This window comes from Pseudomonas sp. WS 5010, from assembly GCF_012985565.1.
Classification (GTDB): Bacteria; Pseudomonadota; Gammaproteobacteria; order Pseudomonadales; family Pseudomonadaceae; genus Aquipseudomonas.
Window position 1 is genome coordinate 216,409 of sequence record NZ_JAAQWQ010000001.1, and the last position, 24,982, is coordinate 241,390.

The 24,982-nt window shown below is 62.1% G+C and carries 25 protein-coding genes; 8 read left to right on the forward strand and 17 right to left on the reverse strand.

Going from position 1 to position 24,982, the window contains the following annotated elements; all coding sequences use genetic code 11:
• Positions 1 to 207 precede the first annotated feature (207 nt).
• The gene (locus tag HBO11_RS00930) at positions 208 to 1,773 is read left to right on the forward strand and encodes a PAS domain-containing methyl-accepting chemotaxis protein (RefSeq protein ID WP_169954218.1); all 1,566 of its coding nucleotides are present in this window, start codon (positions 208 to 210) and stop codon (positions 1,771 to 1,773) included.
• 18 nt (positions 1,774 to 1,791) lie between these two features.
• Entirely contained in the window at positions 1,792 to 3,483 is a 1,692-nt protein-coding gene (locus HBO11_RS00935) for an EAL domain-containing protein (RefSeq protein ID WP_170043323.1), read from the forward strand.
• Here the strand turns inward: HBO11_RS00935 and HBO11_RS00940 are convergent.
• Entirely contained in the window at positions 3,462 to 4,229 is a 768-nt protein-coding gene (locus HBO11_RS00940; protein ID WP_169954216.1) for a transporter substrate-binding domain-containing protein, read from the reverse strand. The genes HBO11_RS00935 and HBO11_RS00940 overlap by 22 nt on opposite strands.
• A 134-nt stretch (positions 4,230 to 4,363) precedes the next feature.
• Between HBO11_RS00940 and dnaX the strand changes: the two genes are divergently transcribed.
• From dnaX to HBO11_RS00965, 5 genes are all read left to right on the forward strand, one after another.
• The gene (dnaX, locus tag HBO11_RS00945; RefSeq protein WP_169954298.1) at positions 4,364 to 6,415 is read left to right on the forward strand and encodes a DNA polymerase III subunit gamma/tau; all 2,052 of its coding nucleotides are present in this window, start codon (positions 4,364 to 4,366) and stop codon (positions 6,413 to 6,415) included.
• 66 nt (positions 6,416 to 6,481) lie between these two features.
• Positions 6,482 to 6,820: a YbaB/EbfC family nucleoid-associated protein gene (locus HBO11_RS00950; protein ID WP_003193199.1), complete on the forward strand. Its 339-nt coding sequence runs from the start codon at positions 6,482 to 6,484 to the stop codon at positions 6,818 to 6,820.
• 141 nt (positions 6,821 to 6,961) lie between these two features.
• Positions 6,962 to 7,987 carry an NADP-dependent oxidoreductase gene (locus HBO11_RS00955; protein WP_169954214.1) on the forward strand — a complete coding sequence of 342 codons (1,026 nt, stop codon included), beginning with the start codon at positions 6,962 to 6,964 and terminating at the stop codon, positions 7,985 to 7,987.
• Positions 7,988 to 8,045: 58 nt separating this feature from the next.
• Positions 8,046 to 8,648: a recombination mediator RecR gene (recR, locus tag HBO11_RS00960; RefSeq protein WP_070994718.1), complete on the forward strand. Its 603-nt coding sequence runs from the start codon at positions 8,046 to 8,048 to the stop codon at positions 8,646 to 8,648.
• Positions 8,649 to 8,848: 200 nt separating this feature from the next.
• Positions 8,849 to 9,997: an acyl-CoA dehydrogenase family protein gene (locus tag HBO11_RS00965; protein WP_169954297.1), complete on the forward strand. Its 1,149-nt coding sequence runs from the start codon at positions 8,849 to 8,851 to the stop codon at positions 9,995 to 9,997.
• A 118-nt stretch (positions 9,998 to 10,115) separates the two neighbouring features.
• On the opposite strand, the gene HBO11_RS00970 is transcribed toward HBO11_RS00965, so the two are convergent.
• Positions 10,116 to 10,664 carry an adenine phosphoribosyltransferase gene (locus HBO11_RS00970; protein ID WP_169954212.1) on the reverse strand — a complete coding sequence of 183 codons (549 nt, stop codon included), beginning with the start codon at positions 10,662 to 10,664 and terminating at the stop codon, positions 10,116 to 10,118.
• Positions 10,665 to 10,754: 90 nt separating this feature from the next.
• Positions 10,755 to 11,489 (reverse strand): fumarate/nitrate reduction transcriptional regulator Fnr, encoded by a 735-nt coding sequence (gene fnr, locus HBO11_RS00975; protein ID WP_032863348.1) that lies wholly within the window; start codon positions 11,487 to 11,489, stop codon positions 10,755 to 10,757.
• A 154-nt stretch (positions 11,490 to 11,643) separates the two neighbouring features.
• On the opposite strand from fnr, the gene HBO11_RS00980 reads away from it, so the two are divergent.
• Entirely contained in the window at positions 11,644 to 12,114 is a 471-nt protein-coding gene (locus tag HBO11_RS00980) for a hypothetical protein (protein ID WP_057960322.1), read from the forward strand.
• Between the two features lie 6 nt (positions 12,115 to 12,120).
• Here the strand turns inward: HBO11_RS00980 and hemN are convergent, their stop codons facing one another.
• The 14 genes from hemN to HBO11_RS01050 form a co-directional block, all read right to left on the reverse strand.
• Positions 12,121 to 13,503 carry an oxygen-independent coproporphyrinogen III oxidase gene (hemN, locus tag HBO11_RS00985; protein ID WP_169954211.1) on the reverse strand — a complete coding sequence of 461 codons (1,383 nt, stop codon included), beginning with the start codon at positions 13,501 to 13,503 and terminating at the stop codon, positions 12,121 to 12,123.
• 102 nt (positions 13,504 to 13,605) lie between these two features.
• Positions 13,606 to 14,289: a sulfite exporter TauE/SafE family protein gene (locus tag HBO11_RS00990; protein WP_169954210.1), complete on the reverse strand. Its 684-nt coding sequence runs from the start codon at positions 14,287 to 14,289 to the stop codon at positions 13,606 to 13,608.
• Positions 14,282 to 14,509, reverse strand: coding sequence for a cbb3-type cytochrome oxidase assembly protein CcoS (ccoS, locus tag HBO11_RS00995; RefSeq protein ID WP_169954209.1), 228 nt, complete (start codon positions 14,507 to 14,509; stop codon positions 14,282 to 14,284). The genes HBO11_RS00990 and ccoS overlap by 8 nt, the downstream gene beginning before the upstream one ends.
• Positions 14,510 to 14,531: 22 nt before the next feature.
• The gene (locus tag HBO11_RS01000; protein WP_169954296.1) at positions 14,532 to 16,982 is read right to left on the reverse strand and encodes a heavy metal translocating P-type ATPase; all 2,451 of its coding nucleotides are present in this window, start codon (positions 16,980 to 16,982) and stop codon (positions 14,532 to 14,534) included.
• A 114-nt stretch (positions 16,983 to 17,096) separates the two neighbouring features.
• The gene (locus tag HBO11_RS01005) at positions 17,097 to 17,636 is read right to left on the reverse strand and encodes a FixH family protein (RefSeq protein WP_057960318.1); all 540 of its coding nucleotides are present in this window, start codon (positions 17,634 to 17,636) and stop codon (positions 17,097 to 17,099) included.
• A gap of 14 nt (positions 17,637 to 17,650) precedes the next feature.
• On the reverse strand, positions 17,651 to 19,066 hold the full coding sequence (gene ccoG, locus HBO11_RS01010) for a cytochrome c oxidase accessory protein CcoG (RefSeq protein ID WP_169954207.1): 1,416 nt from the start codon (positions 19,064 to 19,066) through the stop codon (positions 17,651 to 17,653).
• Between the two features lie 207 nt (positions 19,067 to 19,273).
• Positions 19,274 to 19,684, reverse strand: coding sequence for a type II toxin-antitoxin system VapC family toxin (locus HBO11_RS01015; RefSeq protein ID WP_169954206.1), 411 nt, complete (start codon positions 19,682 to 19,684; stop codon positions 19,274 to 19,276).
• Entirely contained in the window at positions 19,684 to 19,938 is a 255-nt protein-coding gene (locus HBO11_RS01020; RefSeq protein WP_169954205.1) for a type II toxin-antitoxin system Phd/YefM family antitoxin, read from the reverse strand. The genes HBO11_RS01015 and HBO11_RS01020 overlap by 1 nt, the downstream gene beginning before the upstream one ends.
• Positions 19,939 to 20,094: 156 nt before the next feature.
• Positions 20,095 to 21,069 (reverse strand): cytochrome-c oxidase, cbb3-type subunit III, encoded by a 975-nt coding sequence (gene ccoP, locus HBO11_RS01025; protein ID WP_169954204.1) that lies wholly within the window; start codon positions 21,067 to 21,069, stop codon positions 20,095 to 20,097.
• A complete protein-coding gene (locus tag HBO11_RS01030; RefSeq protein ID WP_003175465.1) occupies positions 21,066 to 21,251 on the reverse strand; it encodes a CcoQ/FixQ family Cbb3-type cytochrome c oxidase assembly chaperone in 186 nt (61 codons plus the stop codon). Before HBO11_RS01030 ends, ccoP (HBO11_RS01025) begins: the two co-directional genes overlap by 4 nt.
• A 5-nt stretch (positions 21,252 to 21,256) precedes the next feature.
• A complete protein-coding gene (gene ccoO / locus HBO11_RS01035; protein WP_029300047.1) occupies positions 21,257 to 21,865 on the reverse strand; it encodes a cytochrome-c oxidase, cbb3-type subunit II in 609 nt (202 codons plus the stop codon).
• Positions 21,865 to 23,307: a cytochrome-c oxidase, cbb3-type subunit I gene (ccoN, locus tag HBO11_RS01040; RefSeq protein ID WP_057439486.1), complete on the reverse strand. Its 1,443-nt coding sequence runs from the start codon at positions 23,305 to 23,307 to the stop codon at positions 21,865 to 21,867. The genes ccoO and ccoN overlap by 1 nt, the downstream gene beginning before the upstream one ends.
• A 536-nt stretch (positions 23,308 to 23,843) precedes the next feature.
• The gene (ccoP, locus tag HBO11_RS01045) at positions 23,844 to 24,767 is read right to left on the reverse strand and encodes a cytochrome-c oxidase, cbb3-type subunit III (protein ID WP_169954203.1); all 924 of its coding nucleotides are present in this window, start codon (positions 24,765 to 24,767) and stop codon (positions 23,844 to 23,846) included.
• Positions 24,764 to 24,982: a cbb3-type cytochrome c oxidase subunit 3 gene (locus HBO11_RS01050; RefSeq protein WP_169954202.1), complete on the reverse strand. Its 219-nt coding sequence runs from the start codon at positions 24,980 to 24,982 to the stop codon at positions 24,764 to 24,766. The genes ccoP (HBO11_RS01045) and HBO11_RS01050 overlap by 4 nt, the downstream gene beginning before the upstream one ends.

Below are 24,982 nucleotides of genomic sequence, written 5' to 3' on the forward strand. Positions count from 1 at the left end.
CAGCCCCGCCTTTCACACCAGACGCTCGAATTAAAGCCTAGTTGATCTTCGTCAAACCGAAGCTCAGGTGCTGGGCAAAACCTGGTTTGGCCGCCCAATGGCGCCAGCCAGCCGATTGACGGTTTACCCGTCTGGAAATACCCCTCTACCTGCCGGATCTACCCGATCCCGGGCCGGTAGATCGAATGCTGTCCATGGAGCTTTAAAGTGCGCGTCAATTTGCCGGTCACCACAGTTGAACAGACTTTCGGGGAGCAGCAACGGCTCATTTCCGCGACGGACATCAATAGCCACATTACCTACTGCAACGCCGAGTTTGCTGCCATGAGCGGCTTCACCCAAGCCGAGCTGATCGGCAGTACCCACAACCTGGTACGCCACCCGGATATGCCGCCGGCGGTCTTCGAACTGATGTGGCGCTACCTCAAGGCCGGCCAGAGCTGGATGGGCGTGGTCAAGAATCGCTGCAAAAATGGCAACTTTTATTGGGTCAGCGCCTATGTGACCCCCATCCTCGAAGACGGCCGGTTGGTGGGCTATGAGTCGGTGCGGGTCAAGCCGACGCGCGAACAGGTGCGGCGTGCCGAAGCGCTCTACGCGCGCTTGCGTGCCGGGCGTTCGGCGGTTTCGCCGCTGCAACGCCTGGGCCAGGTCGGCAATGCCCTGGCCGTGCCCGCCCTGGCGGCGGTGGCGGCTGGCGGCGCGGTGCAATGGCTGCCCAGCGGCTGGGCGCAGGCAACGACTGCGCTGCTGTTTCTCGGTCTGGGCGCCTGGGCGCACCTGCGTCTGGGGCAGCAGCTCAAGCAGATTGTCGAGCACACTCCCAACACCTTTTCCGACCCGATCAGCGCCATGACCTACAGCGATGCGCTAGGTCCGGCCGCGCAATTGGAGATGATCCTGATCAGCGAAGAGGCGCGCTTGAAAACCGCCCTCACGCGGCTCAGCGACCTGGCCACACAGATGGCCGAGGCGGCTACCGATTCCAGCGTGTTGTCGGGCAATACCGAGTCGGCGCTGCTGGAACAGCGCGCCGAAACCGATATGACCGCCGCGGCCATGACCGAAATGGCCGCCTCCATCGCCGAAGTGGCGACACATGTACAGCAGACCGCCAGCGAAGCCCGTACCGCCAACGACCTGGCCGGGCATGGCAGCCAGGTGGTCGGAACCACACGCGACGCGATCCAACTGCTGGCGGCCACCGTTACCCAGATCAACCAGGCGGTGGGCCACCTGGCCGGCCAGACCCAGGAAATCCGCGTGGCGGCGAGCATGATCCAGGCGATTGCCGACCAGACCAACCTGCTGGCCCTGAATGCTGCCATCGAGGCGGCGCGGGCTGGTGAACAGGGCCGTGGTTTTGCGGTGGTGGCCGATGAAGTGCGGGCGCTGGCGGGCAAGACCCGGGAGTCGACCGAGCAGATCCAGGGCATCATCCAGAATCTACGCGCGGGCGCCGATGAAGCAGTGGAAATTGCCAGCACCGGTATTCATGAGGCCGAGCAGGGCGTGCAGCAGGTATTGCAGGCGCAACAGGCACTGCTGGGCATTCGCCAGGCAGTAGAGCGCATTACCGGCATGAGTCAGCAAATGGCTGCTGCCTCGCAGGAACAATCCCACGTCGCAGAGGATGTTTCACAACAGATCAATAACGTCGCGGCCACGGTACAAAAGACAGCGGGCAATGCCAACGCTGCAGTCACCCGGGGCCGGGAACTTGAAAGCATCTCTTCCGGGTTGCGTGCCCTGGTCGAGCGGTTCAACCGCTAGCCACCTAGAGCCTCATTCATGGATGAGAAATACCGCAGGGCCGTGGATGCCGCCGCCATTTTCTCCGAGACAGACCTCACCGGCCGCATCACCTATGTAAACGACCAATTCTGCGGCATGTCCGGCTACAGCCGCGACGAGTTGCTGGGGCGCAACCACCGGATCCTCAGTTCCGGGTTGCATCCTGCCGGGTTTTTCCAGGGGATGTGGCGCACCATCACCGAGGGTAAGGTCTGGCGCGGGGAAATCTGTAACCGCGCCAAGGACGGCTCGCTGTACTGGGTCGACAGCACCATGGTGCCGCTGGTCGATGAGCGGACCGGCAAGGTGCAGAAGTACGTGTCGATTCGTTTTGATGTCAGCGAAAAGCGCCAGTTGTTGCAGACCCTGCAATGGCGGGTCGGCCATGATGTGCTGACCGGGCTGCCCAACCGTGCCTATCTGTCTGAACTGCTCGTGCAATCCTTGGAGTTTTCCCGCAGCGAGCACATCCCCCTGGCGGTGTGCATGCTCGACCTGGACGGCTTCAAGGCGGTCAACGACGGCTACGGCCATGCCTCTGGCGACCTGTTGCTGGTGGAGGTCGCCAGCCGCCTGCGCGACATCATCCGTGGCGAAGACGTGGTCGCAAGGCTTGCCGGTGACGAGTTTGTGCTGATCCTGCGCTACGTGCGCGATGCCGAGGAGTTGAACCGCGCTTTGCGGCGCATCCTCACGGCCATTTCCGAGCCGTACTCGATCCTCGGCGCGCAGATCAACGTGTTTGCCAGCATTGGCGTCACGCTGTTCCCGTTGGATGACGAGGATGCCGACACCCTGCTGCGCCATGCCGACCAGGCGATGTACGTGGCCAAGCAAAGTGGCCGTAACCGCTACCAGCTGTTTGATGTGTCCCTGGAGCAGGAGGTCAAGGCCACCCACCAGACCGTGCAGCAGATTCGCCAGGCCCTGGCAGCGGGGGAGTTGTGCCTGCACTTCCATCCCAAGATCAACCTGCGCCACGGCCAGGTCGTGGGTTTTGAGGCATTGCTGCGCTGGCAGCACCCGATTCGCGGGCTGGTGTCGCCCAAGGATTTCCTGTCGTTGATCGAGCAGACCGACCTGATCGTCGATGTCGGCGAGTGGGTGATGGACCAGGTGCTGGCGCAGATACGCCAGTGGCAAGACGCCGGGCATTGTTGGCCGGTTAGCGTGAATATCGCGGCGCGACACTTCCAGCGCGCGGATTTTGTCGAGCGCTTGCAACAGCTGCTGGCCCAGCATCCTGACGTTGCGCCGCACATGCTCGACCTGGAGATCGCCGAATCGGTAGCCATCGATCATATCCAGCGCGTCACCGAGCACCTGGCGGCATGCCAGGCGCTGGGAGTGCGGTTTTCCCTGGACGATTTCGGCACGGGCTATTCGTCCCTCAGCTACCTCAAGCGCCTGCCCACCCAGACCATCAAGATCGACAAGTCGTTTGTGCGCGACATCCTGCACGACAAGGATGACCTCGCGCTGACCCAGGCGGTGATCGGCCTGGCCCGGGCATTTGGTCGCGAAGTGATCGCCGAGGGCCTGGAAACCCTCGAGCATGGCCAGTTGCTGCTGCGCATGGGCTGTGAAGTGGCCCAGGGCTATTACTTCGCCCAACCGATGCCGGCAGCCGAGGTGCCGGCCTGGGCGGCGGGGTTTGATCTGCTCAACTATGGCGCTGGCGGGGATTGAGGCAGGCGCCCAGCGTCGCCGGTATAGAGCAGGATGATTGCGTCTATCTCCCCGGACATTTTCATACGCAGCAGTGTGCGCAAAATCCGCTGCACGGGTAGGGCTGGGTCGTTGCGCACGTAGCAGCCCAGGCTCTGCTCTTCAATCACGGCCACCACGTGCAGCTTGCGACCTGCCGGTAACTGCTGATTGAAGCGTTCCAGGGTCCATTCGTTGGTGACCGCGTACTTGAAGCGTCCCGCCACCAGCTTTTGCAGCACTTGCTCTTCGCTGCGGGCGTCGTCGCGCTTGAGCTGGCCCTTGGCAAACAGCGGTTCGAGGGTCGGGTAGCTGTAGTTGAGCACCGTGCCGATATTCTGTGCCGCCAGCTGCGCCACATTCACCGACAGCGGCGGCACATGGGCGCTGGCCAGGACATTGCGCTGCACCCATAACGGAATGCTCCATACGTAGTCCCCGGACAGATTATTCAGCCACGCTTGTGCGACGTAGCAGCGCACATCAATCTCGCCGTGCTCCATGGCTGGAGCAATACGGGCCCGGGCCAGTACCTGGAACTGCGCCGGGTGGCCGACCTGGGTTGCCAGGCTGAGCATCAAGTCATACAAAATGCCCTGGGTCGGCTGGGCCCCCTCGATCTGCACCATGGGCATGGCCCAGCTGTCGGAAATGGCGAAGCGCAACGGGGCGGGCGCCGCCAGGCTCAGTGTGGTGATCATCCATAAAGCGCCCAGGACTACGCGCATAAACTCTCCGGGATCAGCCCTTTGCAGGGCGTGCCACTACCAGCTTAGTCAGATTAGGCGAGCGTGCCGGATGCAATTTCCCCCCTGCTCCGCTAGCATTACCGGCTTCCGCTTCCCAGTTGCGACGGTTTTCGATGAGTTATCAGGTTCTTGCACGTAAATGGCGTCCGCGCTCGTTCCGCGAAATGGTCGGCCAGACCCATGTGCTCAAGGCTCTGATCAATGCCTTGGACAGCCAACGGCTGCACCACGCCTACCTGTTCACCGGCACGCGCGGGGTGGGCAAGACCACCATTGCGCGGATCATTGCCAAGTGCCTGAACTGTGAGACCGGCATCACCTCGACGCCCTGCGGCACCTGCTCGGTGTGCCGGGAGATCGACGAAGGGCGCTTTGTCGACCTGATCGAAATCGACGCCGCGAGCCGCACCAAGGTCGAGGACACCCGCGAACTGCTGGACAACGTGCAGTACGCCCCCAGCCGCGGGCGCTTCAAGGTCTACCTGATCGACGAAGTGCACATGCTCTCCAGCCACTCCTTCAACGCCCTGTTGAAGACCCTGGAGGAGCCGCCGCCCTACGTTAAGTTCATCCTGGCCACCACCGATCCGCAGAAACTTCCTGCAACGATTTTGTCGCGGTGCCTGCAGTTCTCCCTGAAGAACATGACCCCTGAGCGGGTGGTCGAGCATTTGACCCACGTATTGGGTGTGGAGAACGTGCCGTTCGAAGACGATGCGCTGTGGCTGCTGGGCCGCGCCGCCGATGGCTCGATGCGCGATGCCATGAGCCTGACCGACCAGGCGATTGCCTTCGGTGAAGGCAAGGTAATGGCCGCCGACGTGCGCGCCATGCTCGGCACCCTCGATCACGGCCAAGTGTTCGACGTGCTGCATGCGCTGATCGAAGGCGACGCCAAGGCGTTGCTCGAAGCCGTGCGCCATCTGTCGGAGCAGGGGCCGGACTGGAATGGCGTGCTCTCGGAAATTCTCAATGTGCTGCACCGCGTCGCTATCGCCCAGGCCCTGCCTGAGGGGGTCGACAACGGCCACGGCGACCGCGACCGCGTATTGGCACTGGCCCAGGCGCTGCCGGCCGAAGATGTGCAGTTCTACTACCAGATGGGCCTGATCGGGCGCCGCGACCTGCCGTTGGCACCAGACCCGCGCGGCGGTTTCGAAATGGTCATGCTGCGCATGCTGGCGTTTCGCCCCGCGGATACCGCCGACGCGCCGAGACAGCCACTAAAGCCAGTGGGGATCAGCCAGGCCACAGTTGATTCCGCCAAACCAGTGGCTGGCGCGGCGGTCGTTGCGCCAGTAAGCGCGCCGCAACCTGTGGCCGCTGCTCCAGCCATGGTCGCGGTGGAGCCTGTGGCGCCTGTAGTGGCGCCGCAGCCGATGGTCGAGCCCGAGCCCGCGCCGGTAGTCGATCTGCCCTGGAATGAGCCGGCAGAGGCCGTGGTCGAGCTGGCTCCTGCCGTCGAGCCTGTCCTCGAAACCACCGGCGAGCAGCCTGAACTGACGCCGATGCCGACGCCAACCCCCGACAGCGTGGTACCCGACGCGCCGGAATGGGTCTCGGCACCCGTGCCCGAGCCGACTATTGCCGAAGTGGACGCCGCTACCCCAGGCATCGACCTGGATGACGAACCGCCGCTGGACGAAGATTACATCGAGCCGGACATGGATTCGGCCTACAGCTACCTGGACGACCTGGCCAGCGAGCACACCGCCGAGCCTGCGCCCGAGCCCGAGGCGGAGCCTGCCGCCATGCCGGCCACTGGCCTGGCCCTGCAATGGCTGGAGCTGTTCCCGAAATTGCCGATTTCCGGCATGACCGGCAGCATCGCCGCCAACTGCACGCTGATCGCTGTCGATGGCGATCACTGGCTGTTGCACCTGGACCCGGCCCACAGCGCCCTGTTCAACGCGACCCAGCAGCGCCGGCTCAACGATGCCCTGAACCAGTTCCACGAACGCACCCTGACGGTGACCATCGAGCTGATCAAGCCCGAGCAGGAAACTCCGGCCCAGGCCGCCACCCGTCGCCGGCTCAACCGCCAGCGCGAGGCCGAGGAGTCGATCCAGGCCGACCCGCTGATCCAGCAGATGATGGAGCAGTTTGGCGCAGTGGTGCGACACGATACTATTGAACCTGTCGAAGCCCAGGCTGCAGCGGGCTGATAATTGCAGGCGCCGTGCCCCGAGGCTCGGCGCCGTATTGATCCACGTACTTTTGAGGTGATTCCCATGATGAAAGGTGGCATGGCCGGCCTGATGAAGCAGGCGCAGCAGATGCAGGAAAAGATGGCCAAGATGCAGGAAGAACTGGCCAACGCCGAAGTCACCGGTAAAGCCGGTGGCGATATGGTCAGCGTGGTGATGACCGGTCGTCACGACATCAAGCGCGTGAGCATTGACCCAAGCGTATTGCCGGGCGTTGGCGAAGACGACCTGGAAATGCTCGAAGCCCTGTTCGCCGCGGCCGTCAACGACGCCGTGCGCAAGATCGAAGCCAACAGCCAGGACAAAATGTCCGGCGTGACCGCGGGCATGCAACTGCCGCCGGGCATGAAGCTGCCGTTCTGACCGGCCAGCGCAAGACTGAAAATGCCAGGCATCGCGCCTGGCATTTTTGTTTGTGTCGGGCACAATCGAACGTCAGCCCTGCAACAGCTGTCTGCACCCTATACCGCTGAATTCAATCACCGATATAAAGGAGCCTCGCTGATGACCCAAGCCATGACCCTCAACCAGCGCATCGTCCTGGTATCACGCCCGCAGGGTGCGCCCGTGCCGGAAAACTTCCGCCTGGAGCGCGTGACGCTGCCCGACCTGGCAGACGGCCAGGTCCTGCTCAAGACCCTGTTCCTGTCCCTGGACCCCTACATGCGTGGACGTATGAGTGACGCGCCGTCCTACGCAGCCCCGGTAGAAATCGGCGAGGTGATGACTGGCGGCGCTGTCAGCCGCATCGAACAGTCGCGCAACCCCAAGTTCGAGGTGGGTGACCTGGTGGTCGGCACCACCGGCTGGCAAAGCCATAGCATCAGTGACGGCCGCAATTTGATACCGGTGCCCAACGGCTTGCCAAGCCCATCCATGGCCCTGGGTGTGCTGGGCATGCCCGGCATGACGGCCTACATGGGCCTGATGGATATCGGCCAACCCCAGGCCGGGGAAACCCTGGTGGTGGCGGCGGCCTCCGGTGCAGTGGGCTCGGTGGTTGGCCAGGTGGCCAAGCTCAAGGGCCTGCGGGTGGTTGGCATCGCGGGCGGCGCAGACAAATGCCGCTATGTGGTGGAAGAGTTGGGTTTTGACGCCTGCATCGATCACAAAGGCGCAGATTTTGCCGATGAACTGGCCCAGGCCTGTTTCAAAGGGGTGGACATTTATTACGAGAACGTCGGCGGCAAGGTTTTCGACGCCGTACTGCCCCTGCTCAATCCCAAGGCGCGGATCCCCCTGTGTGGCCTGATTGCCGGCTACAACGCCCATGAAGCGCCCACCGGTCCCGATCGGCTGCCGGCGCTGCAACGCACCCTGTTGACCAAACGCGTGCGCATCCAGGGCTTTATCGTGTTCGACGACTATGGCGACCGCCACCCGGAATTCATCAGCGCCATGGCGCCGTGGGTGCGGGACGGCAAGGTCAAGTTTCGCGAAGACGTGGTCGAGGGCCTTGAGCAGGCGCCCGAAGCTTTTATCGGCCTGTTGGAAGGGCGCAATTTCGGCAAGTTGGTCGTGCGTATTTGACGCTTATCCGAGGCGCGGGTATAAACCGCGTCTCGTTGTTTTGTCGGACCTTTGCCCCATGAGCTTCAGCCCTCTGATTCGTCAACTGATCGACGCCCTGCGCACCTTGCCGGGCGTGGGCCAGAAAACCGCCCAGCGTATGGCGCTGCAACTGCTGGAGCGTGACCGCAGCGGTGGCTCGCGGCTGGCCCAGGCCTTGAGCCAGGCCATGGAAGGTGTGGGCCATTGCCGTCAGTGCCGCACCCTTACCGAAGAAGAACTGTGCCCGCAATGCGCCGACCCCCGTCGCGACGACACCCTGCTGTGCGTGGTCGAAGGGCCGATGGACGTGTATGCGGTGGAGCAGACCGGCTACCGCGGGCGCTACTTCGTGCTCAAGGGCCACCTGTCGCCCCTTGACGGCCTGGGGCCTGAAGCCATTGGTATCCCGCAATTGGTGGCGCGCATCGAAGAGCAGGGCACCTTTACCGAAGTGATCCTGGCCACCAACCCTACGGTGGAAGGGGAAGCCACGGCGCATTACATCGCGCAACTGCTGACCAACAAAGGCCTGATCACCTCGCGCATCGCCCACGGCGTGCCGTTGGGTGGTGAGCTGGAGTTGGTGGACGGCGGCACCCTGGCGCACTCGTTTGCCGGGCGTAAACCTATCGCGCTGTAAGCCAAACTCCCTGGGGCACGCTGGCTTGTGTAGGAGCTGGCTTGCCTGCGATGCAGGCACTGCGGTGTATCAGGGGGACCGAGGCGATACCATCGCAGGCAAGCCAGTTCCTGCACAAGCATGCACATTGCATTTGCGTTCGGCTTGATAACCAAGCAAGCGCTTGGTAAGTTCGCTCCATCTCTGCATGGAGCTTGCCGATGTCTGCCTACCAGGAATATTTCGACCCCAGTCACCAATTGGTCCGCGACAGCGTGCGCCGTTTTGTCGAGCGCGAGATTGTGCCGGGCATCGAGCAGTGGGAGGAGGCCGAACACTTCCCTCGCGAGCTGTACCTCAAGGCCGGTGCGGCGGGGATTCTCGGGATCGGTTACCCCGAAGCCCTCGGCGGCAGCCATGAAGGCGACCTGTTCGCCAAGGTGGCCGCCAGCGAAGAGCTGATGCGCTGTGGCTCCGGCGGCGTGGTGGCGGGGCTGGGCTCGTTGGATATCGGCCTGCCGCCCATCGTCAAATGGGCCCGCCCCGAAATCCGCGAGCGCGTGGCCCCGCAGGTCTTGTCTGGCGAGAAGATCATGGCCCTGGCCGTCACCGAGCCCGGTGGTGGCTCCGACGTGGCCAGCCTGCAAACCCGTGCCGTGCGCGATGGCGATTGCTATCGGGTCAGTGGCAGCAAAACCTTTATTACCAGTGGCGTGCGCGCCGACTACTACACCGTCGCCGTACGTACCGGCGGGCCGGGCTTTGCCGGCATCAGCCTGTTGCTGATCGAGAAGGGCACACCTGGCTTCACCGTCGGCCAACCGCTGAAGAAAATGGGCTGGTGGGCGTCGGACACTGCCGAGTTGTTCTTCGACAATTGCCAGGTGCCCGCAGGCAACCTGATCGGCAGCGAAAACATGGGGTTTGCCTGCATCATGGGCAATTTCCAGAGCGAACGCCTGGCCCTGGCATTGATGGCCAACATGACGGCGCAGATGGCCCTGGAAGAGAGCCTGAAGTGGGCTGCGCAGCGCGAGGCCTTTGGCAAGCCGATTGGCAAGTTCCAGGTGCTCAAGCACCGCCTGGCGGAGATGGCCACGGCGGTCGAGGTTTCCCGCGAGTTCACCTACCGCCAGGCCGCGAAGATGGCGGCGGGCAAGAGTGTGATCAAGGAGATTTCCATGGCCAAGAACCTGGCCACCGACACCGCCGACCGGGTGACGTATGACGCGGTGCAGATCCTGGGAGGCCTGGGTTATATGCGCGGCAGCCTGGTGGAGCGGCTGTACCGGGATAACCGGATTTTGTCGATTGGTGGCGGGACGCGGGAGGTGATGAATGAAATCATCAGTAAGCAGATGGGGTTGTGATTGAGGGTGTTATTACTGGCCTCATCGCGGGCAAGCCCGCTCCTACATTTTGATTTGTGAACCCATTCAAAAGTGGGAGCGGGCTTGCCCGCGATGAGGCCCGCAAGACCAGCGCAAATTACCGCTCAGTCAAGCCAAACTGCGTCAAACAGAAGGTCGCAATCCCCATATCCTCCAAACGCTGCGAGCCCCCCAGCTCCGGCAGATCAATAATCGCCGCGGCCTCGAAAATCCGTGCTCCCATGCGCCGCGCCAGATTAGCCGCAGCAATCAAGGTGCCACCCGTGGCGATCAGGTCATCGAACATCAATACCGAATCCCCTTCGCACAGGCTGTCGGCGTGTACTTCGAGGAACGCTTCGCCATATTCGGTCTGATAGCCCTCGGACAGTACGTCTGCTGGCAGCTTGCCCTGTTTGCGGAACAGGATCAGAGGCTTGTTCAGTTGATAGGCAATCACCGATCCGATCAGAAAGCCGCGGGCATCCATCGCGCCGATATGGCTGAACTCGGCTTCGACGTAGCGATGGATAAAGGTGTCGGCCACCAGGCGCATGGCCTTGGGCGACTGGAACAGCGGCGTGATATCACGAAAGATCACCCCAGGCTTGGGGAAGTCGATGACGGGGCGAATCAGGGATTTGATGTCGAAGGAGTCGAAAGCCATCGTCGGGAGTCCTGGGCGCAAAGACTTCGCAGTATACCTGCGGCCTCGCCGGTTGGCTTGGCCGCAAGTGTCGCGCCCCTGGTCCGGCGGTCAGCCGTCGAGGGAGCCGCCGGCCAGTGCGCAGAGCTGGATCGGGTCGAGGATGTGTACTTCCTTGCCCTCGGCGGCAATCAGTTCGTTCTGCTGGAAGCGCGTGAATACCCGGGATACGGTTTCCACCGCCAGGCCCAGGTAATTGCCGATTTCGTTGCGCGACATGCTCAGGCGGAACTGATTGGCCGAGAAACCCCGGGCGCGGAAACGCGCCGACAGGTTGACCAGGAAGGTGGCAATCCGTTCGTCGGCGGTTTTTTTCGACAACAGCAGCATCATTTGCTGGTCGTCACGGATTTCCCGGCTCATCACGCGCATCAACTGGCGGCGCAACTGCGGCAATTGCAGGGCCAGTTCGTCCAGGCGTTCGAACGGGATCTCGCACACCGACGTGGTTTCCAGGGCCTGGGCCGACACTGGGTGAATCTCGGTGTCCATGCCCGACAGGCCCACCAGCTCGCTGGGCAGGTGGAAGCCGGTGATCTGTTCTTCGCCGCTGTCGCTCAGGCTGAACGTCTTCAAGGCGCCCGAGCGTACTGCATAGACGGAATCGAACTTGTCACCCTGGCGAAACAGAAACTCGCCTTTCTTCAGGGGGCGACCACGTTTAACGATTTCGTCCAGCGCATCCATGTCTTCCAGATTCAGCGAAAGTGGCAAGCAGAGGGGCGCCAGGCTGCAATCCTTGCAGTGAGCCTGGCTATGAGCGCGCAGTTTAACTGGCTCGGACATTTCTTAAATCCTTGTGGGAAAACACACATAAGACGTAAGGGTACCGCACTGAGGGACTATCAGGCCAGCCTGTACAAAAAACCGGCAGGGGTATAAAGAATTTTACCCCGCGGCCGATGAACTGCTAACGACCAAGAGCTTGGAGGCTCACGATATGCTTTCCATCGACGGCAATCTCCCGTCCCGCACCACTGTGCCGACGCTGCTTGAACCGAAAAAAACCAGCACCGTGGGCGCCGGTACCGAATCAACGGCGCTGGGTGAAACCCAGCCTGCCGAAGGCGTGAGTGTGACCTTTTCCGGTGCGTCGCTGAAGGCTGCCAGCGCCGAGAAGACCGCCAACGACGATATCGAAGAAAGCGGGCTGGACGAGAACGTGCAGAAACTGCTGAAAATGATTCGCCAGTTGAAGCAGCAGATCGCGGAAAAGATGGCAGAGATGTCGGCGATCATGTCCGACAAGCGCCTCAGCCCGGAGCAGGTCCTGGCGAAACTGAGCGGCGTGCAATCGGCGTTGGGCGGCTTGCAAGCCTCGCTGACCGGCGCCTATGCGTCGTTGAGCGAAGCGATGAAGAACCTGAGCGCCGAAGACGCGGTGAAGGCCGCCTCGTTGATGGCCAAGTAACCCGGCTTAGATCACCCGCGAAAATCGCTGCCTATTCTGTTGCTCCAGATAGGCATCGAACACCATGCACACCGAGCGCACCAGCAGGCGTCCGGCCGGCAGTACCCGAATGCCTTCGGCGTCGAGTTCGATCAGGCCGTCACTGGCCATGGCTTGGAGTTGTGGCCAAAGCTCGGCGAAATAGCCGCGAAAATCCACGGTGAAGGCCTGCTCGATGCTTTCGAAGTCCAGGCTGAAGTGACAGATCAACTGTTGAATCACCGCCCGGCGCAAACGATCGTCCGCCGTGCAGAGCAGGCCGCGACTGGTGGCCAGTTGCGCCCCCGCAAGGGCGTTCTGGTAGTGATTCAGGTCGCTGCTGTTCTGGCAGTACAGGTCACCAATCTGACTGATGGCCGAAACGCCGAGCCCGATCAAATCGCAGTGACCGTGGGTGGTGTAGCCCTGGAAGTTGCGCTGCAGGGTGGACTCTTCCTGGGCAATGGCCAATTCGTCATCGGGCAGGGCGAAGTGGTCCATGCCGATGTAGTTGTAGCCAGCCGCCGTCAACTGTTCGATGGTTTCCTGCAGCATCTGCAATTTGACGGCGGGGGCCGGCAGGTCTTCGCCGTTGATTCGCCGCTGGGGCAGGAAGCGTTCCGGCAGGTGGGCATAGTTGAACACCGACAGGCGGTCGGGTTGCAGGCTGATGACCTCGGCCACCGTGCGGGCGAAATGCTCCGGGGTCTGCTTGGGCAGGCCGTAGATCAGGTCGATATTGATCGAGCGAAACTGCAGGGTGCGCGCCGCGTCGATCACCGCGCGGGTTTCTTCCAGGCTTTGCAGGCGATTGACCGCCCGCTGTACCTCGGGGTCCAGGTCCTGCACGCCGATGCTCACGCGGTTGAAGCCCAGTTCACGCAGCAGGCCCATGGTGGCCCAGTCGGCTTCCCGGGGGTCGATCTCGATGCCGTAGTCGCCGGAGTCGTCATCCAGCAGGTTGAAGTGCTGGCGCAGTTGCGCCATCAGTTGGCGTAATTCGTCGTGGCTGAGAAAGGTCGGTGTGCCGCCGCCAAAATGCAGCTGCTGCACCCGTTGGTTGGGGTCCAGGTGGCAGGCGACCAGTTGAATCTCTTGTTCCAGGCGTTGCAGGTAGGCCTGGGCGCGACCGCGATCCTTGGTGATGACTTTGTTGCAGGCGCAGTAGTAGCAAATGTTCGCGCAGAACGGCACGTGCACATACAGCGACAGCGGGCGCACCGCCTTGCGGCTGTCGCGCAGGGCGTGCAGCAGGTCGAAAGTGCCAACCTGGCTGGTGAATTGTACGGCGGTGGGGTAGGAGGTGTAGCGCGGCCCCGCGAGGTCGTAGCGATGAATCAGATCAGTATCCCAACGAATGGCGTCGAGCATGCGGGCGTTCCCCGGATTGGCTAGTGGGCCGAGTCTAGGGGCATGGCCGGGCGGTCATCTTGATTTGTATCAAAGGGGAGCGGCGCTATGCCACATGGCCTTTTAGTGGCCCATCAGCCAGTGCTGATGGGGGCCGGGTAGGGTCCAGATCCCGAACACCATCACCAGCAGGCCGCCCGCCACGCGCACACTGCGCTTGCGCAACAGCGCGGTGACACGCTCCGCCGCCAGACCGGTGGCGAGCAAGACCGGCCAGGTGCCAAGGCCGAAGGCCAGCATTAGCAACCCGCTATCCATCGCATTGCCCTGGCTGGCCGCCCACAACAAGGTGCTGTAGACCAGGCCGCACGGCAACCAACCCCACAGCGCGCCCAGCAGCAAGGCGCGGGGCAGGCTGGACACCGGCAGCAAACGGTTGGCAAACGGCTGGATATGGCGCCACAGGCCGCGGCCGAGGCTTTCGATACGGGTCAGGCCGCTCCACCAGCCGGCCAGGTACAGGCCCATGCTGATCAACAGCAGGCCCGCGAGGATGCGCATGAACATCGCCGCCGGGCTGTTGGCCACGGCCCAGCCGGCCAGGCCAATCAATACGCCGGCGCAGGCATAGCTAAGGATGCGTCCCAGGTTGTACGCCAGCAGCAAGCGAAAGCGCCGGCTGCGTTGCTCCGGGGGGATGGCCAGGGTCAGCGCGCCCATCAGGCCGCCGCACATGCCCAGGCAATGACCGCCGCCCAGCAGGCCGAGGATCAGCGCAGAAACCAGCAGCGGCGCGAGGTCAAGCATGGGGCGGCGCCGGCTCGTCAGGCTTGGTCGGTGGTTGCGCATGGCTGCTGGCTTCGTCGACAGCGGCCAGGTGCTTGGGGTCCTGGTCGTCGAACAACACGCTGTGGGCCGGCCCGTCGAGGTCGTCATACTGGCCGCTGTCCACCGCCCAGAAGAAGATGTAGATGGCGATGGCGACGATCAGCAGCGCCGCAGGAATCATTACGTAAAGAGCTGGCATCGCTACTCCATGCCCGCGCGGCTCAAGCCGGCAGCGGGCGGGGCTGTGGGGTGGTGCTCGCGGCACTGGCGCGCGGCAGGCGTGTCAGGCGCAGGGCGTTGAGCACCACGGTCAACGAACTGAGGGACATGCCGATCGCAGCCCAGATCGGCGTGATCCAACCGAGGGCGGCGAACGGCAACATCAGGCCATTGTACAGCCCGGCCCACAGCAGGTTTTCAATGATTACCCGGCGCGTGCGCCGGGCCAGGCTGAAGGCTTGCACCAGGGCGTCCAGGCGGTTGGACAACAGCACCGCATCGGCGCTGGTTTTCGCCAGGTCAGTGGCCGAGCCCATGGCCACGCTGATATCGGCGGCGGCCAATACCGGCACGTCATTCACGCCGTCCCCGAGCATCAGCACCTTGCGGCCTTCCTTGTGCAGTTGTTGCAGCACCTGCAGCTTGTCATCCGGGCGCAGGCCGCCACGGGCTTCGTCGATCCCCAGTTCGGCGGCGACGCTGGCGACCATCGGCGAGCTGTCACCCGACAGTAGCAAGGTACGCCAGCCCCGCGCCTTGCACGCGGCCAGCAGCGCCGGTGCATCGCTGCGCAGGCGATCATCCAGGACAAACCAGGCCAGGGCCCCGCCGGTATCGCCCAGCAGCAGCCATTGGCCAGCGTCTTGCGGCGAATCGGGAATCCCACAGCCGCTTAATTCACAGACAAAAGCGGGTTGGCCGATCCGCAGCAGGCGTTCGCCGACCCGCCCTTCGAGCCCCAGGCCAGGGGTGCTGAGCACCTCTTCAGCTGCCAGCGGCGCGCGGCCAAAGGCCCGGGCAATCGGGTGTTCGGAGCGGTTTTCGAGGGCGGCGGCCAGGGCCAGGGCGAGATCGCTGCTCATGCTGCCCAGCGGCCGGATGGCGCGCAGGGCCAGGCGGCCTTCGGTGAGGGTGCCGGTCTTGTCGAAAATCACTGTGTCGATCTGGTTCAAGCCTTCCAGCACATGGCCACGGGTCAGCAGCAGGCCGAGTTTATGCAGAGTGCCGGTGGCGGCGGTCAAGGCCGTGGGGGTTGCCAGGGACAGGGCGCACGGGCAAGTCGCCACCAGCATCGCCAGGACAATCCAGAATGCTCGCGATGAATCCAGCTCCCACCACAGCAGGCCGATCACAGCGGCGGCGATCAGTGAGCAGAGCAGGAACCATTGCGCGGCGCGGTCGGCGATTTCTGCCAGGCGCGGTTTTTCGGCCTGGGCCCGCTCCAGCAGGCGCACGATGGCCGACAAGCGGGTGTCGTGTCCCAGGGCGCGCACTTGCACGGTCAACGCGCCTTCGACGTTGAGGGTGCCAGCGGTGACGCTATCGCCGGCCTGTCGCGGTTGTGGCAGGTATTCGCCGGTGAGCAGGGATTCATCAATGCTCGATTGGCCCTCCAGGATCACCCCGTCAGCCGGCAGGATCGCGCCCGGATGCACCAGCACCCGGTCGCCCAGGGCCAGTTCGGTGAGCAGGATGCGTTCGCTCTGGCCATCGCCTTTGAGGCGCAGGCACGAGGCCGGTAGCAGGTTGACCAACTGGGCGGTGGCGGCGGCCGTGCGCTCGCGGGCACGGCGCTCCAGGTAGCGGCCGGCCAGCAGGAACAGGGCGAACATGCCCACGGCATCGAAATACAGCTCGCCCACTCCCGTTATCGCGGTCCAGATTCCCGCGAGGTAAGCGCCGCCGATGGCCAGTGACACCGAGACATCCATGGTCAGGTGGCGAGTGCGCAGGTCGCGCATGGCGCCCTTGAAAAACGGCGCGCAGCTGTAGAACACGATGGGGGTGGTCAAAAACAGCGCGACCCAGCGCAGGATCACGTGCAGCTCGGGGCTCAGGTCGATATTGAATTCCGGCCAGGTGGCCATGGTTGCCATCATCGCCTGGAACCACAGCAGGCCGGCGACGCCGAGTTGGCGCAGGGCCAGGCGGTTTTCGCTGGCCAGTTGTTCGGCGGCGCGGTCGGCTTGATAGGGGTGGGCGGCGTAGCCGATCTGGCGCAGCTCGCTGAGCACCTGGCTCAACGGCAACTGCCCATCGGCCCAGCGCACATGCAGGCGATGGTTGGACAGGTTCAGTCGCGCCTCGGCCACGGCGGGCAGGCTGCGCAGGTGTTTTTCGATCAGCCAGCCGCAGGCGGCGCAACTGATGCCTTCCATCAACAGGGTGGCTTCGGCCAGGTCGCCGTCGTGGCGCACGAAGGGTTTTTGCACATCGGCGCGGTCGTACAGCGCCAGTTCGTCGACCAACTGCACGGGCAGCGCTTCGGGGTTGGCCGAGGCCTCGCTGCGGTGTTGGTAATAGCTTTCCAGCCCGCCTGCGACAATCGCCTCGGCCACCGCCTGGCAACCCGGGCAGCAGAGCTCGCGGGACTCGCCAAGGATCACCGCAGTGAAGCGGCTGCCGGGCGGGACGGGGAGGGCGCAGTGGTAGCAGGGGGTTGGGGTGGTCATGGTTTTGGATCTGTGTGGGCGGGAAGGGCCTCATCGCGGGCAAGCCCGCTCCTACAAGGTTATCGCACACTCCCTGTAGGAGCCGGCTTGCCGGCGATGCGCGAAGCGCGGCTGTCAGTTCTTCAGGTCTTCAGCACCCTGCAACGGCTCGTCACCTAACTTCAAGTCGGTGCCATGGCTGACTTCTTCCTCTTCAAACATGCGCCAGGTCCTGTCGCCTTCGACCCCCAGCAGTTCGACGAAGCGCCGCCCCTCGACCTTGTCGGTCACCTGGCCGATGTACCGCCCCGGCTCGCTCTGGCTGCGGGTGAGCACGACCTTGCGGTCTTTCTCCGGCTGGGTCGGCGAAATCAGGTTCAGCTCCAGAGTAGTCGGCCCGCTGTTGCCGGTGAGGAACAGTTCCACTTCACCGGTCAGTTCATCCAGGTGCAGGGTGGCGCGCATTTGCAGGGTCTGGGCCAGCAGTTCGCGGTCCAGGGAGCGGTTGATGCCTTTGCCGGCCTCGTAGTAGTTGTCGTTGACCAGGTTGTCCGGGTTGTTCACCGCGATGGTCACCATGGACAAGGTCAGCGTCACCGAGCAGGCCAGGATGGCAATGATGATCCAGGGCCAGAGGTGCTTGTACCAGGGGCTTGCGGCAGTTGCTACGGGCATTGTTCTGCTCTCTTTTAACGAATTTGTGGGCCGATGAACCGGCTCTTGGCTTCAACGTGGACGCTGTCATCGTCAGCATCCTTGAGGATGAATTTCACCTCGTTGGTGCTCGATGGCAATTGTTCCGGCGCGCTCGACAGCTCCACCGGCATAGTGAAGATTTCCCCGGCGGCGACCTTGATCTCGCGCTTGCCTTGCAGCTTGAGGTCCGGCAGGCCGCTGGCGTCCAGCACGTAGGTGTGGTCGTGCTGGTCCTTGTTCATGATTTTCAGGCTGTAGACGTTCTCGATCCGCCCTTCGGCGTTTTCGCGGTAGAGCACGCGGTCCTTGCTGACGTCGAAACCCACCAGCGAGCGCATGAAAAACGCCGTGGCCAGCAGGCTGATCATCGCCAGCAGCACCAGCGCATAGCCGATCAGGCGCGGGCGCAACTTGTGGGTCTTTTGCCCCGACAGGTTATGTTCGGTGGTGTAGCTGATCAACCCGCGAGGGTAGTCCATCTTGTCCATGATGGTGTCGCAGGCGTCGATGCAGGCCGCGCAGCCAATGCACTCGATCTGCAGGCCGTCACGGATGTCGATCCCGGTGGGGCAGACCTGCACGCACATGGTGCAGTCGATGCAATCCCCCAGGCCCTGGGCCTTGTAGTCGATGCCTTTCTTGCGTGGGCCACGCACTTCGCCACGACGCGGGTCATAGGAGACGATCAGGGTGTCCTTGTCGAACATCACGCTCTGGAAGCGCGCATACGGACACATGTAGATGCACACTTGTTCACGCAGCCAGCCGGCGTTGCCGTAGGTGGCGAGGGTGAAGAAGCCGACCCAGAAGTACGACCAGCCATCGGCTTGGCCTGTGAAGAAGTCGAAGACCAGTTCGCGGATCGGCGAGAAGTAGCCGACAAAGGTCATGCCGGTAACAAAACCGATGATCAGCCACAGGCTGTGCTTGCTGAGTTTACGCAGGAACTTGTTGGCGCTCATCGGCGCCTTGTCCAGCTTGATCCGCTGGTTGCGGTCGCCTTCGGTGACCTTTTCGCACCACATGTAGATCCAGGTCCACACGCTTTGCGGGCAGGTGTAGCCGCACCAGATCCGCCCGGCGTACACGGTGATAAAGAACAGGCCAAAGGCCGAGATGATCAGGATGCCCGACAGCAGGATGAAGTCCTGGGGCCAGAATGTCGCACCGAAAATGAAGAATTTACGCTCTGGCAGGTTCCACCAGACGGCTTGGTGCCCGCCCCAGTTCAGCCACACCGTACCGAAGTACAGCAGGAACAACCCGGCACCGCCGAGCATCCGCAGATTGCGGAACATCCCGGTGAACGCACGGGTGTAGATTTTCTCCCGCGAGGCGTAGAGATCGACGGTGTCGCTGGTTTTTTTGGCAGGCGGGGTAACGTCATGTACCGGAATCTGGTTGCTCATCATTGCATCCCACGGCAGTGGAGATTTGCCTCGGCCAGTACGTGCCAGCCGGGGTCAAAATAGGGGTCTTGCAGTGGCGTAATGATACGCCTGTAGTACCGATGAACGGGTGCGACCTTTGGTCGCGTTGGGGGAAATCAATTGATGGTGTACGTGACTTGAATCAATTGACAGGATGAGTATGGACGGTTTTTCAGGGCTCGAAGGTCATTCGTCCCATGGGTTGATCAGTGTCACACCGCTGCTTTGGAAGTCGGTGACATTGCGGGTGACCACGGTCAGGCCGTGAACCAGAGCGGTTGCGGCGATAAGCGCATCACTTTCGTTGGCACAATCGGGCACATGCAGGCTGGCGCAGCGCAATGCCACGGCAGCGTCAATTGGCAGGATTCTGGCATCGAAGGCCGGCATGACGTGGCGTTTGAGCCAGGTGCGCAAGACCTTGCCCTGCGCGGGGTCACGGCGCTCCATTCGCAGCACCCCCGTCTCGAGTTCCTTCAAGGTAATCGCCGAAATATACATGCGCGGTGCGGCGACGGTTCTGGCCCAGGCCACCACATTTTTGTCGGCTTGGGGTTTGCGTAACTCGGAAATGACGTTGGTATCGAGCAGATACATCAGGAGAGGTCCACGGGTCGGTGTGTAATCACGGCACGCTCGGTTTCAAACTCGATATCCGCCGCTTCGGGCATCACCAACAGGTCAACGATATCGGCGTTGATGCCTGTCAATTTTTGGTAGTCCTCAATACTTAGCAGTACATGGGCAGGCTTGCCTCGATCGGTAATAAAAACCGGTCCTTGGCGCGCGGCTTTTTTGGCACCGCTTGTGTCCTGGTTGAATTCGCGGCTGGAGATTGTCGTGATAGTCATGGGGCGCCTCCCAGCGGGATGGGTGAATGTAGTTACGTTACTACTACGCAGTTGTAAGCCACAAGCTTGAAGCTACAAACGGTCGATAGGCTTCACCAGAACCAAAAAAGCCCCGCCAGCATGCGCTGTACGGGGCTTTTTATTGGGGCTTGCAGCTTACTTCTGCTCTTGCTGCTCTTTGTGCGACAGGCTGTAAACATACGCCGCCAGCAAGTGCACCTTGTCGTTACCTTGCAGTTGCTCTTGCGCAGGCATCTGACCCTGGCGGCCGTAACGGATGGTCTGCTGCAGTTGGGCGAAGCTGGAGCCGTAGATGAACGCGCCCGGGTGGGTCAGGTCGGGTGCGCCCATTGCTGGCGTACCCTTGCCGGCCGGTCCGTGGCAGGCCACGCAGTTGGCGGCGAAGAGTTTCTCGCCGTTGGCCACGTCGGCCTTGGCGCCTTCCGGCAGCTTGCGGCCATCGAGGTTGGTCAGCACGAAGCCGGCCACATCAGCCACGCCTTGTTCGCCGATGACTTCAGCCCAGCCCGGCATCACTGCATGGCGGCCGCCCATGATGGTGGCCTTGATGGTTTCCGGCTCGCCGCCCCAGCGCCAGTCGGCGTCGGTCAGGTTGGGAAAGCCGTAGGCACCCTTGGCGTCGGAACCGTGGCAGACCGAGCAGTTGGAGGCGAACAGGCGGCCTCCCATCTTCAGGGCTTGCGGGTCCTTGGCCACTTCTTCAATAGGCATGGCCGCGAATTTGGCGAAGATCGGCCCGAACTTGGCGTCCGAGCGCGCCATTTCCTTTTCCCACTCGTGCACGCCAGTCCAGCCGCTCTGGCCGTTGGCGAATGGGGTTTGCTTGTCGTTATCGAGGTAGGCATAGCCCGGCAGCAGGCCTTTCCAGTTGCCCAGGCCCGGGTACAGCACCAGGTAGCCCAGGGCAAACACGATGGTGCCGACGAACAACATGAACCACCACTTTGGCAGTGGGTTGTCGTATTCCTCGATGCCATCGAACGAGTGGCCAACCGTCTCGTCCGTTTGTTCGGCGCGCTGGCCCTTGCGGGTCGACAGCAGCAGCCAGGTCAGGGCAAAAATGGTACCCAGACTGAGGACTGTGACGTACAGACTCCAGAACGTAGTCATTCTTTGTTACTCCTAGAAGCTTGCTCGACGTGCTTGATGGCTTCGGGATCATCCGCAAAAGGCAGCAAGGTCGCGTCTTCAAACTCTGACTTGCGCTTGGGGCTGAACACCCACAACGCCAGGCCGATAAAGGCCACCATCACGACAACGGTGCCCAGGCCTCGAATCATCCCGATATCCATTCAGATCACCGTTTGCTTTTGATGATGGTGCCCAGGCCTTGCAGGTAGGCCACCAGCGCGTCCATTTCGGTCTTGCCCTTGACGGCTGCCTGGGCACCGGCGATGTCTTCGTCGGTGTAAGGCACGCCGAGGGTGCGCAAGACTTCCATTTTCTTGGCAGTGTCTTTGCCGTCGAGCTTGTTTTCCACGAGGAACGGGTACGCCGGCATTTTCGACTCGGGCACCACGTTGCGCGGGTTGTACAAGTGCGCACGCTGCCAGTCATCGGAGTAACGACCACCCACGCGGGCCAGGTCCGGACCGGTACGCTTGGAGCCCCACAGGAACGGGTGGTCCCACACGCTTTCGCCGGCGACCGAGTAGTGGCCATAGCGTTCGGTTTCAGCACGGAACGGGCGGATCATCTGTGAGTGGCAGCCGACACAGCCGTTGGCGATGTACACATCGCGACCTTCCAGTTCAAGGGCGGTACGTGGCTTCATGCCTTCGACCGGCTTGTTGGTGACGTCCTGGAAAAACAGCGGAACGATCTGGGTCAGGCCGCCGATACTCACGGCGATGACCATGAAGAAGGCCAGCAGGCCGATATTCTTCTCGACTACTTCATGCTTCATCAGTGAGCTCCCACGACGGCGATCTTGGTGGCGGCTTCAGCCTCTACAGGGTTGGAGGCACGCACGGTGCGCCACACGTTGTAGGCCATGAACAGCATGCCGCTGGCAAAGAACGCACCACCGAGGGCACGGACGATGAAACCAGGATGGCTGGCTTGCAGCGCTTCGACGAAGGAGTAGGTGAGGGTGCCGTCGTCGTTGATCGCACGCCACATCAGGCCCTGGGTGATGCCGTTGACCCACATCGAGGCGATGTAGAGCACGGTGCCGATGGTGGCCAGCCAGAAGTGGGTATTGATCAGGCTGGTGCTGTGCATCTGCGCCCGGCCATAGAGCTTGGGAATCATGTGATACAGCGCGCCGATGGAGATCATCGCTACCCAGCCGAGGGCGCCGGCGTGGACGTGGCCGATGGTCCAGTCGGTGTAGTGGGACAGCGAGTTGACCGTCTTGATGGCCATCATCGGCCCTTCGAAGGTCGACATGCCGTAGAACGCCAGCGATACCACCAAAAAGCGCAGGATCGGGTCGGTGCGCAGCTTATGCCAGGCGCCCGACAGGGTCATCATGCCGTTGATCATGCCGCCCCAGCTTGGAGCCAGCAGGATGATCGACATGGCCATGCCCAGGGACTGTGCCCAATCTGGCAGTGCGGTGTAGTGCAGGTGGTGCGGACCGGCCCAGATATACAGGGTGATCAGCGCCCAGAAGTGCACGATGGACAGGCGATAGGAGTAGATCGGACGCTCGGCCTGTTTCGGCACGAAGTAGTACATCATCCCCAAAAAGCCGGTGGTCAGGAAGAACCCTACGGCGTTGTGGCCGTACCACCACTGGATCATCGCATCGGTCGCACCGGCGTAGGCCGAGTAGGACTTGAAGAAACTCACCGGCAGGGACGCGTGGTTGACGATGTGCAGCATCGCCGTCACGACGATGAATGCGCCGTAGAACCAGTTACCGACATAGATGTGCTTGGTCTTGCGCTTGACGATGGTGCCAAAGAACACAATGCCGTAGGTCACCCAGACGATCGCCAGAAGGATGGCAAGGGGCCATTCCAATTCCGCGTATTCCTTGGTGGTGGTGAAGCCCATTGGCAGGGTGATGATGGCGCCGACAATCACCGCTTGCCATCCCCAGAAGGTGAAGGCGGCGAGACCATCGGAAATCAGTCGCGTCTGGCAGGTTCGCTGCACGACATAGTAGGAAGTGGCAAACAGTGCACATCCGCCGAAGGCGAAGATCACCAGGTTGGTGTGCAGTGGGCGTAGGCGTCCAAACGTCGTCCATGGCAGGTCGAAGTTCAACTCCGGCCAGACCAGTTGCGAGGCGATGAAGACACCGAGCCCCATGCCAAGGATCCCCCAGACCACCGTCATGATGGCGAACTGGCGGACTACCTTATAGTTATAAGCAGTCGGACTGATTGCTGTGCTCATTCTAAGGTTCCACGGTTTAGGTGTTTTATTAGGATAAAAATCGGTCGCAAGTATGGAGAAAGCGAGGTGCCATTGCAACGTAACGCTGACCTGCGTCAATGCTTTACAAACCAGATTCTGCGCCCTTTCCATGTTTGGCGTAAGGACAAAATCAAAAATGAAAAGCTGACGGGTTGGACAGGAATTTTGAGGGGGCGCAGGTACTTGTAGCGAGGTATGTACAAACAAGCTGGCGGAGTGACGAATGGTCAATGGCACGACAGCCGGTAACTGCCAGCCTTTGCGCCTGTCACCCTGCTGGAGTGTCTGACTCATCGAGTGCAAGTCGAGCTGCGACCGATCAACACCGGCCCACTGTGGAAACAAGCGTAGACCCGAATGGCGAGAGGGGAAAGGTGTGCTTTAGAAGGGTGTGACAATCTGGCGCAGGGCGCAGCGGTTAGTAGCAAGCTGCAAGGGGCAGGTTTGGAGCGGGGAGAGGGAGGGCTGCAAGAGCCGAGTTGAGAACTCTTCTCTTGCAGCGTGCAGCTTGAAGCTTACTTCTGCTCTTTCTGCGACAGGCTGTAGACGTAGGCCGCCAGCAGGTGGACCTTGTCGTTGCCTTGCAGAGCTTCCTGCGCCGGCATCTGGCCCTGGCGGCCGTGACGGATGGTCTGCTGCAACTGCGCAAGGCTGGTGCCGTAGATGAAACCGGCAGGCTGCGTCAGGTTTGGCGCGCCCATGGCTTCAACGCCGTGGCCTTCTGGGCCGTGGCAGGCCACGCAGGTGGTGTCGAACGCTTGCTTGCCAGCAGCCAGGTCGACCTTGCTGTCAGCCGGCAGCGGCAACTTGGCCAGGTCGTGGCGCACATAGGCCGCGACGTTTTTCACCCCGTCCTCGCCCAACACTTCACCCCAGGCCGGCATGGCGGCGTGGCGCCCGTTCATGATGGTCAGCTTGATCGCGTCTGCCGAACCACCCCAGCGCCAGTTGTCGTCCGCCAGGTTCGGGAAGCCATAGGCGCCCTTGGCATCGGAGCCGTGGCACACCGCGCAGTTGGAGGCAAACAGGCGGCCGCCCATTTTCAACGCTTGCGGGTCCTTGGCTACTTCTTCCACGGGCATGGCTGCGAATTTGGCGAAGATCGGCCCGAACTTGGCGTCGGCCTTGGCCATTTCCTTGTCCCATTCCTTGGTCTGGGTCCAGCCGTCTTCATAGCCCGGCAACACGCCTTTCCAGTTGCCCAGGCCCGGATAGAGGATCAGGTAGCCGACGGCAAACACCAGGGTGCCGGCGAACAACATGAACCACCACTGGGGCAGGGGGTTGTCGTACTCCTCAATCCCGTCGAAGGCGTGGCCCATGGTCTGGTCGACGCTGCCCTTGGTCTCGCCCTTGCGGGTGCCGAACAGCAGCCAGGTCAGGCCGATCAGGCTGCCGAGGGTCAGTACACAGATCCATGTACTCCAAAAGGTAGTCATGGCCGAATGCTCCTTGTTACAGGCTCTTCTTGAGCGTCGGATGGGGTGTCGATGGCGTCAGGCTTAGGCTCATCGGCAAATGGCAGCAGGCAGGCCTCGGCGAACTCCGGGTTGCGCTTGGAGTTGAACACCCACAGCGACAGGCCGATGAAGGCAATTGCCACCACCAGCGTGCCGAGGCCGCGGATCATTCCGGTATCCAGTTCAAAACCCAT

What these genes read in the sequence shown, in the direction of transcription:
- HBO11_RS00970 (WP_169954212.1), bottom strand. Translation starts at nt 10,664, where the DNA reads ATGGCTTTCGACTCCTTCGACATCAAATCCCTGATTCGCCCCGTCATC.
- ccoP (WP_169954204.1), bottom strand. Translation starts at nt 21,069, where the DNA reads ATGACTACGTTCTGGAGTCTGTACGTCACAGTCCTCAGTCTGGGTACC.
- HBO11_RS00990 (WP_169954210.1), bottom strand. Translation starts at nt 14,289, where the DNA reads ATGCTTGACCTCGCGCCGCTGCTGGTTTCTGCGCTGATCCTCGGCCTG.
- HBO11_RS00935 (WP_170043323.1), top strand. Translation starts at nt 1,792, where the DNA reads ATGGATGAGAAATACCGCAGGGCCGTGGATGCCGCCGCCATTTTCTCC.
- HBO11_RS01030 (WP_003175465.1), bottom strand. Translation starts at nt 21,251, where the DNA reads ATGGATATCGGGATGATTCGAGGCCTGGGCACCGTTGTCGTGATGGTG.
- HBO11_RS01020 (WP_169954205.1), bottom strand. Translation starts at nt 19,938, where the DNA reads ATGACTATCACGACAATCTCCAGCCGCGAATTCAACCAGGACACAAGC.
- HBO11_RS01000 (WP_169954296.1), bottom strand. Translation starts at nt 16,982, where the DNA reads ATGACCACCCCAACCCCCTGCTACCACTGCGCCCTCCCCGTCCCGCCC.
- HBO11_RS00950 (WP_003193199.1), top strand. Translation starts at nt 6,482, where the DNA reads ATGATGAAAGGTGGCATGGCCGGCCTGATGAAGCAGGCGCAGCAGATG.
- HBO11_RS01015 (WP_169954206.1), bottom strand. Translation starts at nt 19,684, where the DNA reads ATGTATCTGCTCGATACCAACGTCATTTCCGAGTTACGCAAACCCCAA.
- ccoN (WP_057439486.1), bottom strand. Translation starts at nt 23,307, where the DNA reads ATGAGCACAGCAATCAGTCCGACTGCTTATAACTATAAGGTAGTCCGC.
- HBO11_RS00980 (WP_057960322.1), top strand. Translation starts at nt 11,644, where the DNA reads ATGCTTTCCATCGACGGCAATCTCCCGTCCCGCACCACTGTGCCGACG.
- ccoO (WP_029300047.1), bottom strand. Translation starts at nt 21,865, where the DNA reads ATGAAGCATGAAGTAGTCGAGAAGAATATCGGCCTGCTGGCCTTCTTC.
- HBO11_RS01005 (WP_057960318.1), bottom strand. Translation starts at nt 17,636, where the DNA reads ATGCCCGTAGCAACTGCCGCAAGCCCCTGGTACAAGCACCTCTGGCCC.
- dnaX (WP_169954298.1), top strand. Translation starts at nt 4,364, where the DNA reads ATGAGTTATCAGGTTCTTGCACGTAAATGGCGTCCGCGCTCGTTCCGC.
- ccoP (WP_169954203.1), bottom strand. Translation starts at nt 24,767, where the DNA reads ATGACTACCTTTTGGAGTACATGGATCTGTGTACTGACCCTCGGCAGC.
- ccoG (WP_169954207.1), bottom strand. Translation starts at nt 19,066, where the DNA reads ATGAGCAACCAGATTCCGGTACATGACGTTACCCCGCCTGCCAAAAAA.
- fnr (WP_032863348.1), bottom strand. Translation starts at nt 11,489, where the DNA reads ATGTCCGAGCCAGTTAAACTGCGCGCTCATAGCCAGGCTCACTGCAAG.
- recR (WP_070994718.1), top strand. Translation starts at nt 8,046, where the DNA reads ATGAGCTTCAGCCCTCTGATTCGTCAACTGATCGACGCCCTGCGCACC.
- HBO11_RS00955 (WP_169954214.1), top strand. Translation starts at nt 6,962, where the DNA reads ATGACCCAAGCCATGACCCTCAACCAGCGCATCGTCCTGGTATCACGC.
- HBO11_RS00940 (WP_169954216.1), bottom strand. Translation starts at nt 4,229, where the DNA reads ATGCGCGTAGTCCTGGGCGCTTTATGGATGATCACCACACTGAGCCTG.
- HBO11_RS01050 (WP_169954202.1), bottom strand. Translation starts at nt 24,982, where the DNA reads ATGGGTTTTGAACTGGATACCGGAATGATCCGCGGCCTCGGCACGCTG.
- hemN (WP_169954211.1), bottom strand. Translation starts at nt 13,503, where the DNA reads ATGCTCGACGCCATTCGTTGGGATACTGATCTGATTCATCGCTACGAC.
- ccoS (WP_169954209.1), bottom strand. Translation starts at nt 14,509, where the DNA reads ATGCCAGCTCTTTACGTAATGATTCCTGCGGCGCTGCTGATCGTCGCC.
- HBO11_RS00965 (WP_169954297.1), top strand. Translation starts at nt 8,849, where the DNA reads ATGTCTGCCTACCAGGAATATTTCGACCCCAGTCACCAATTGGTCCGC.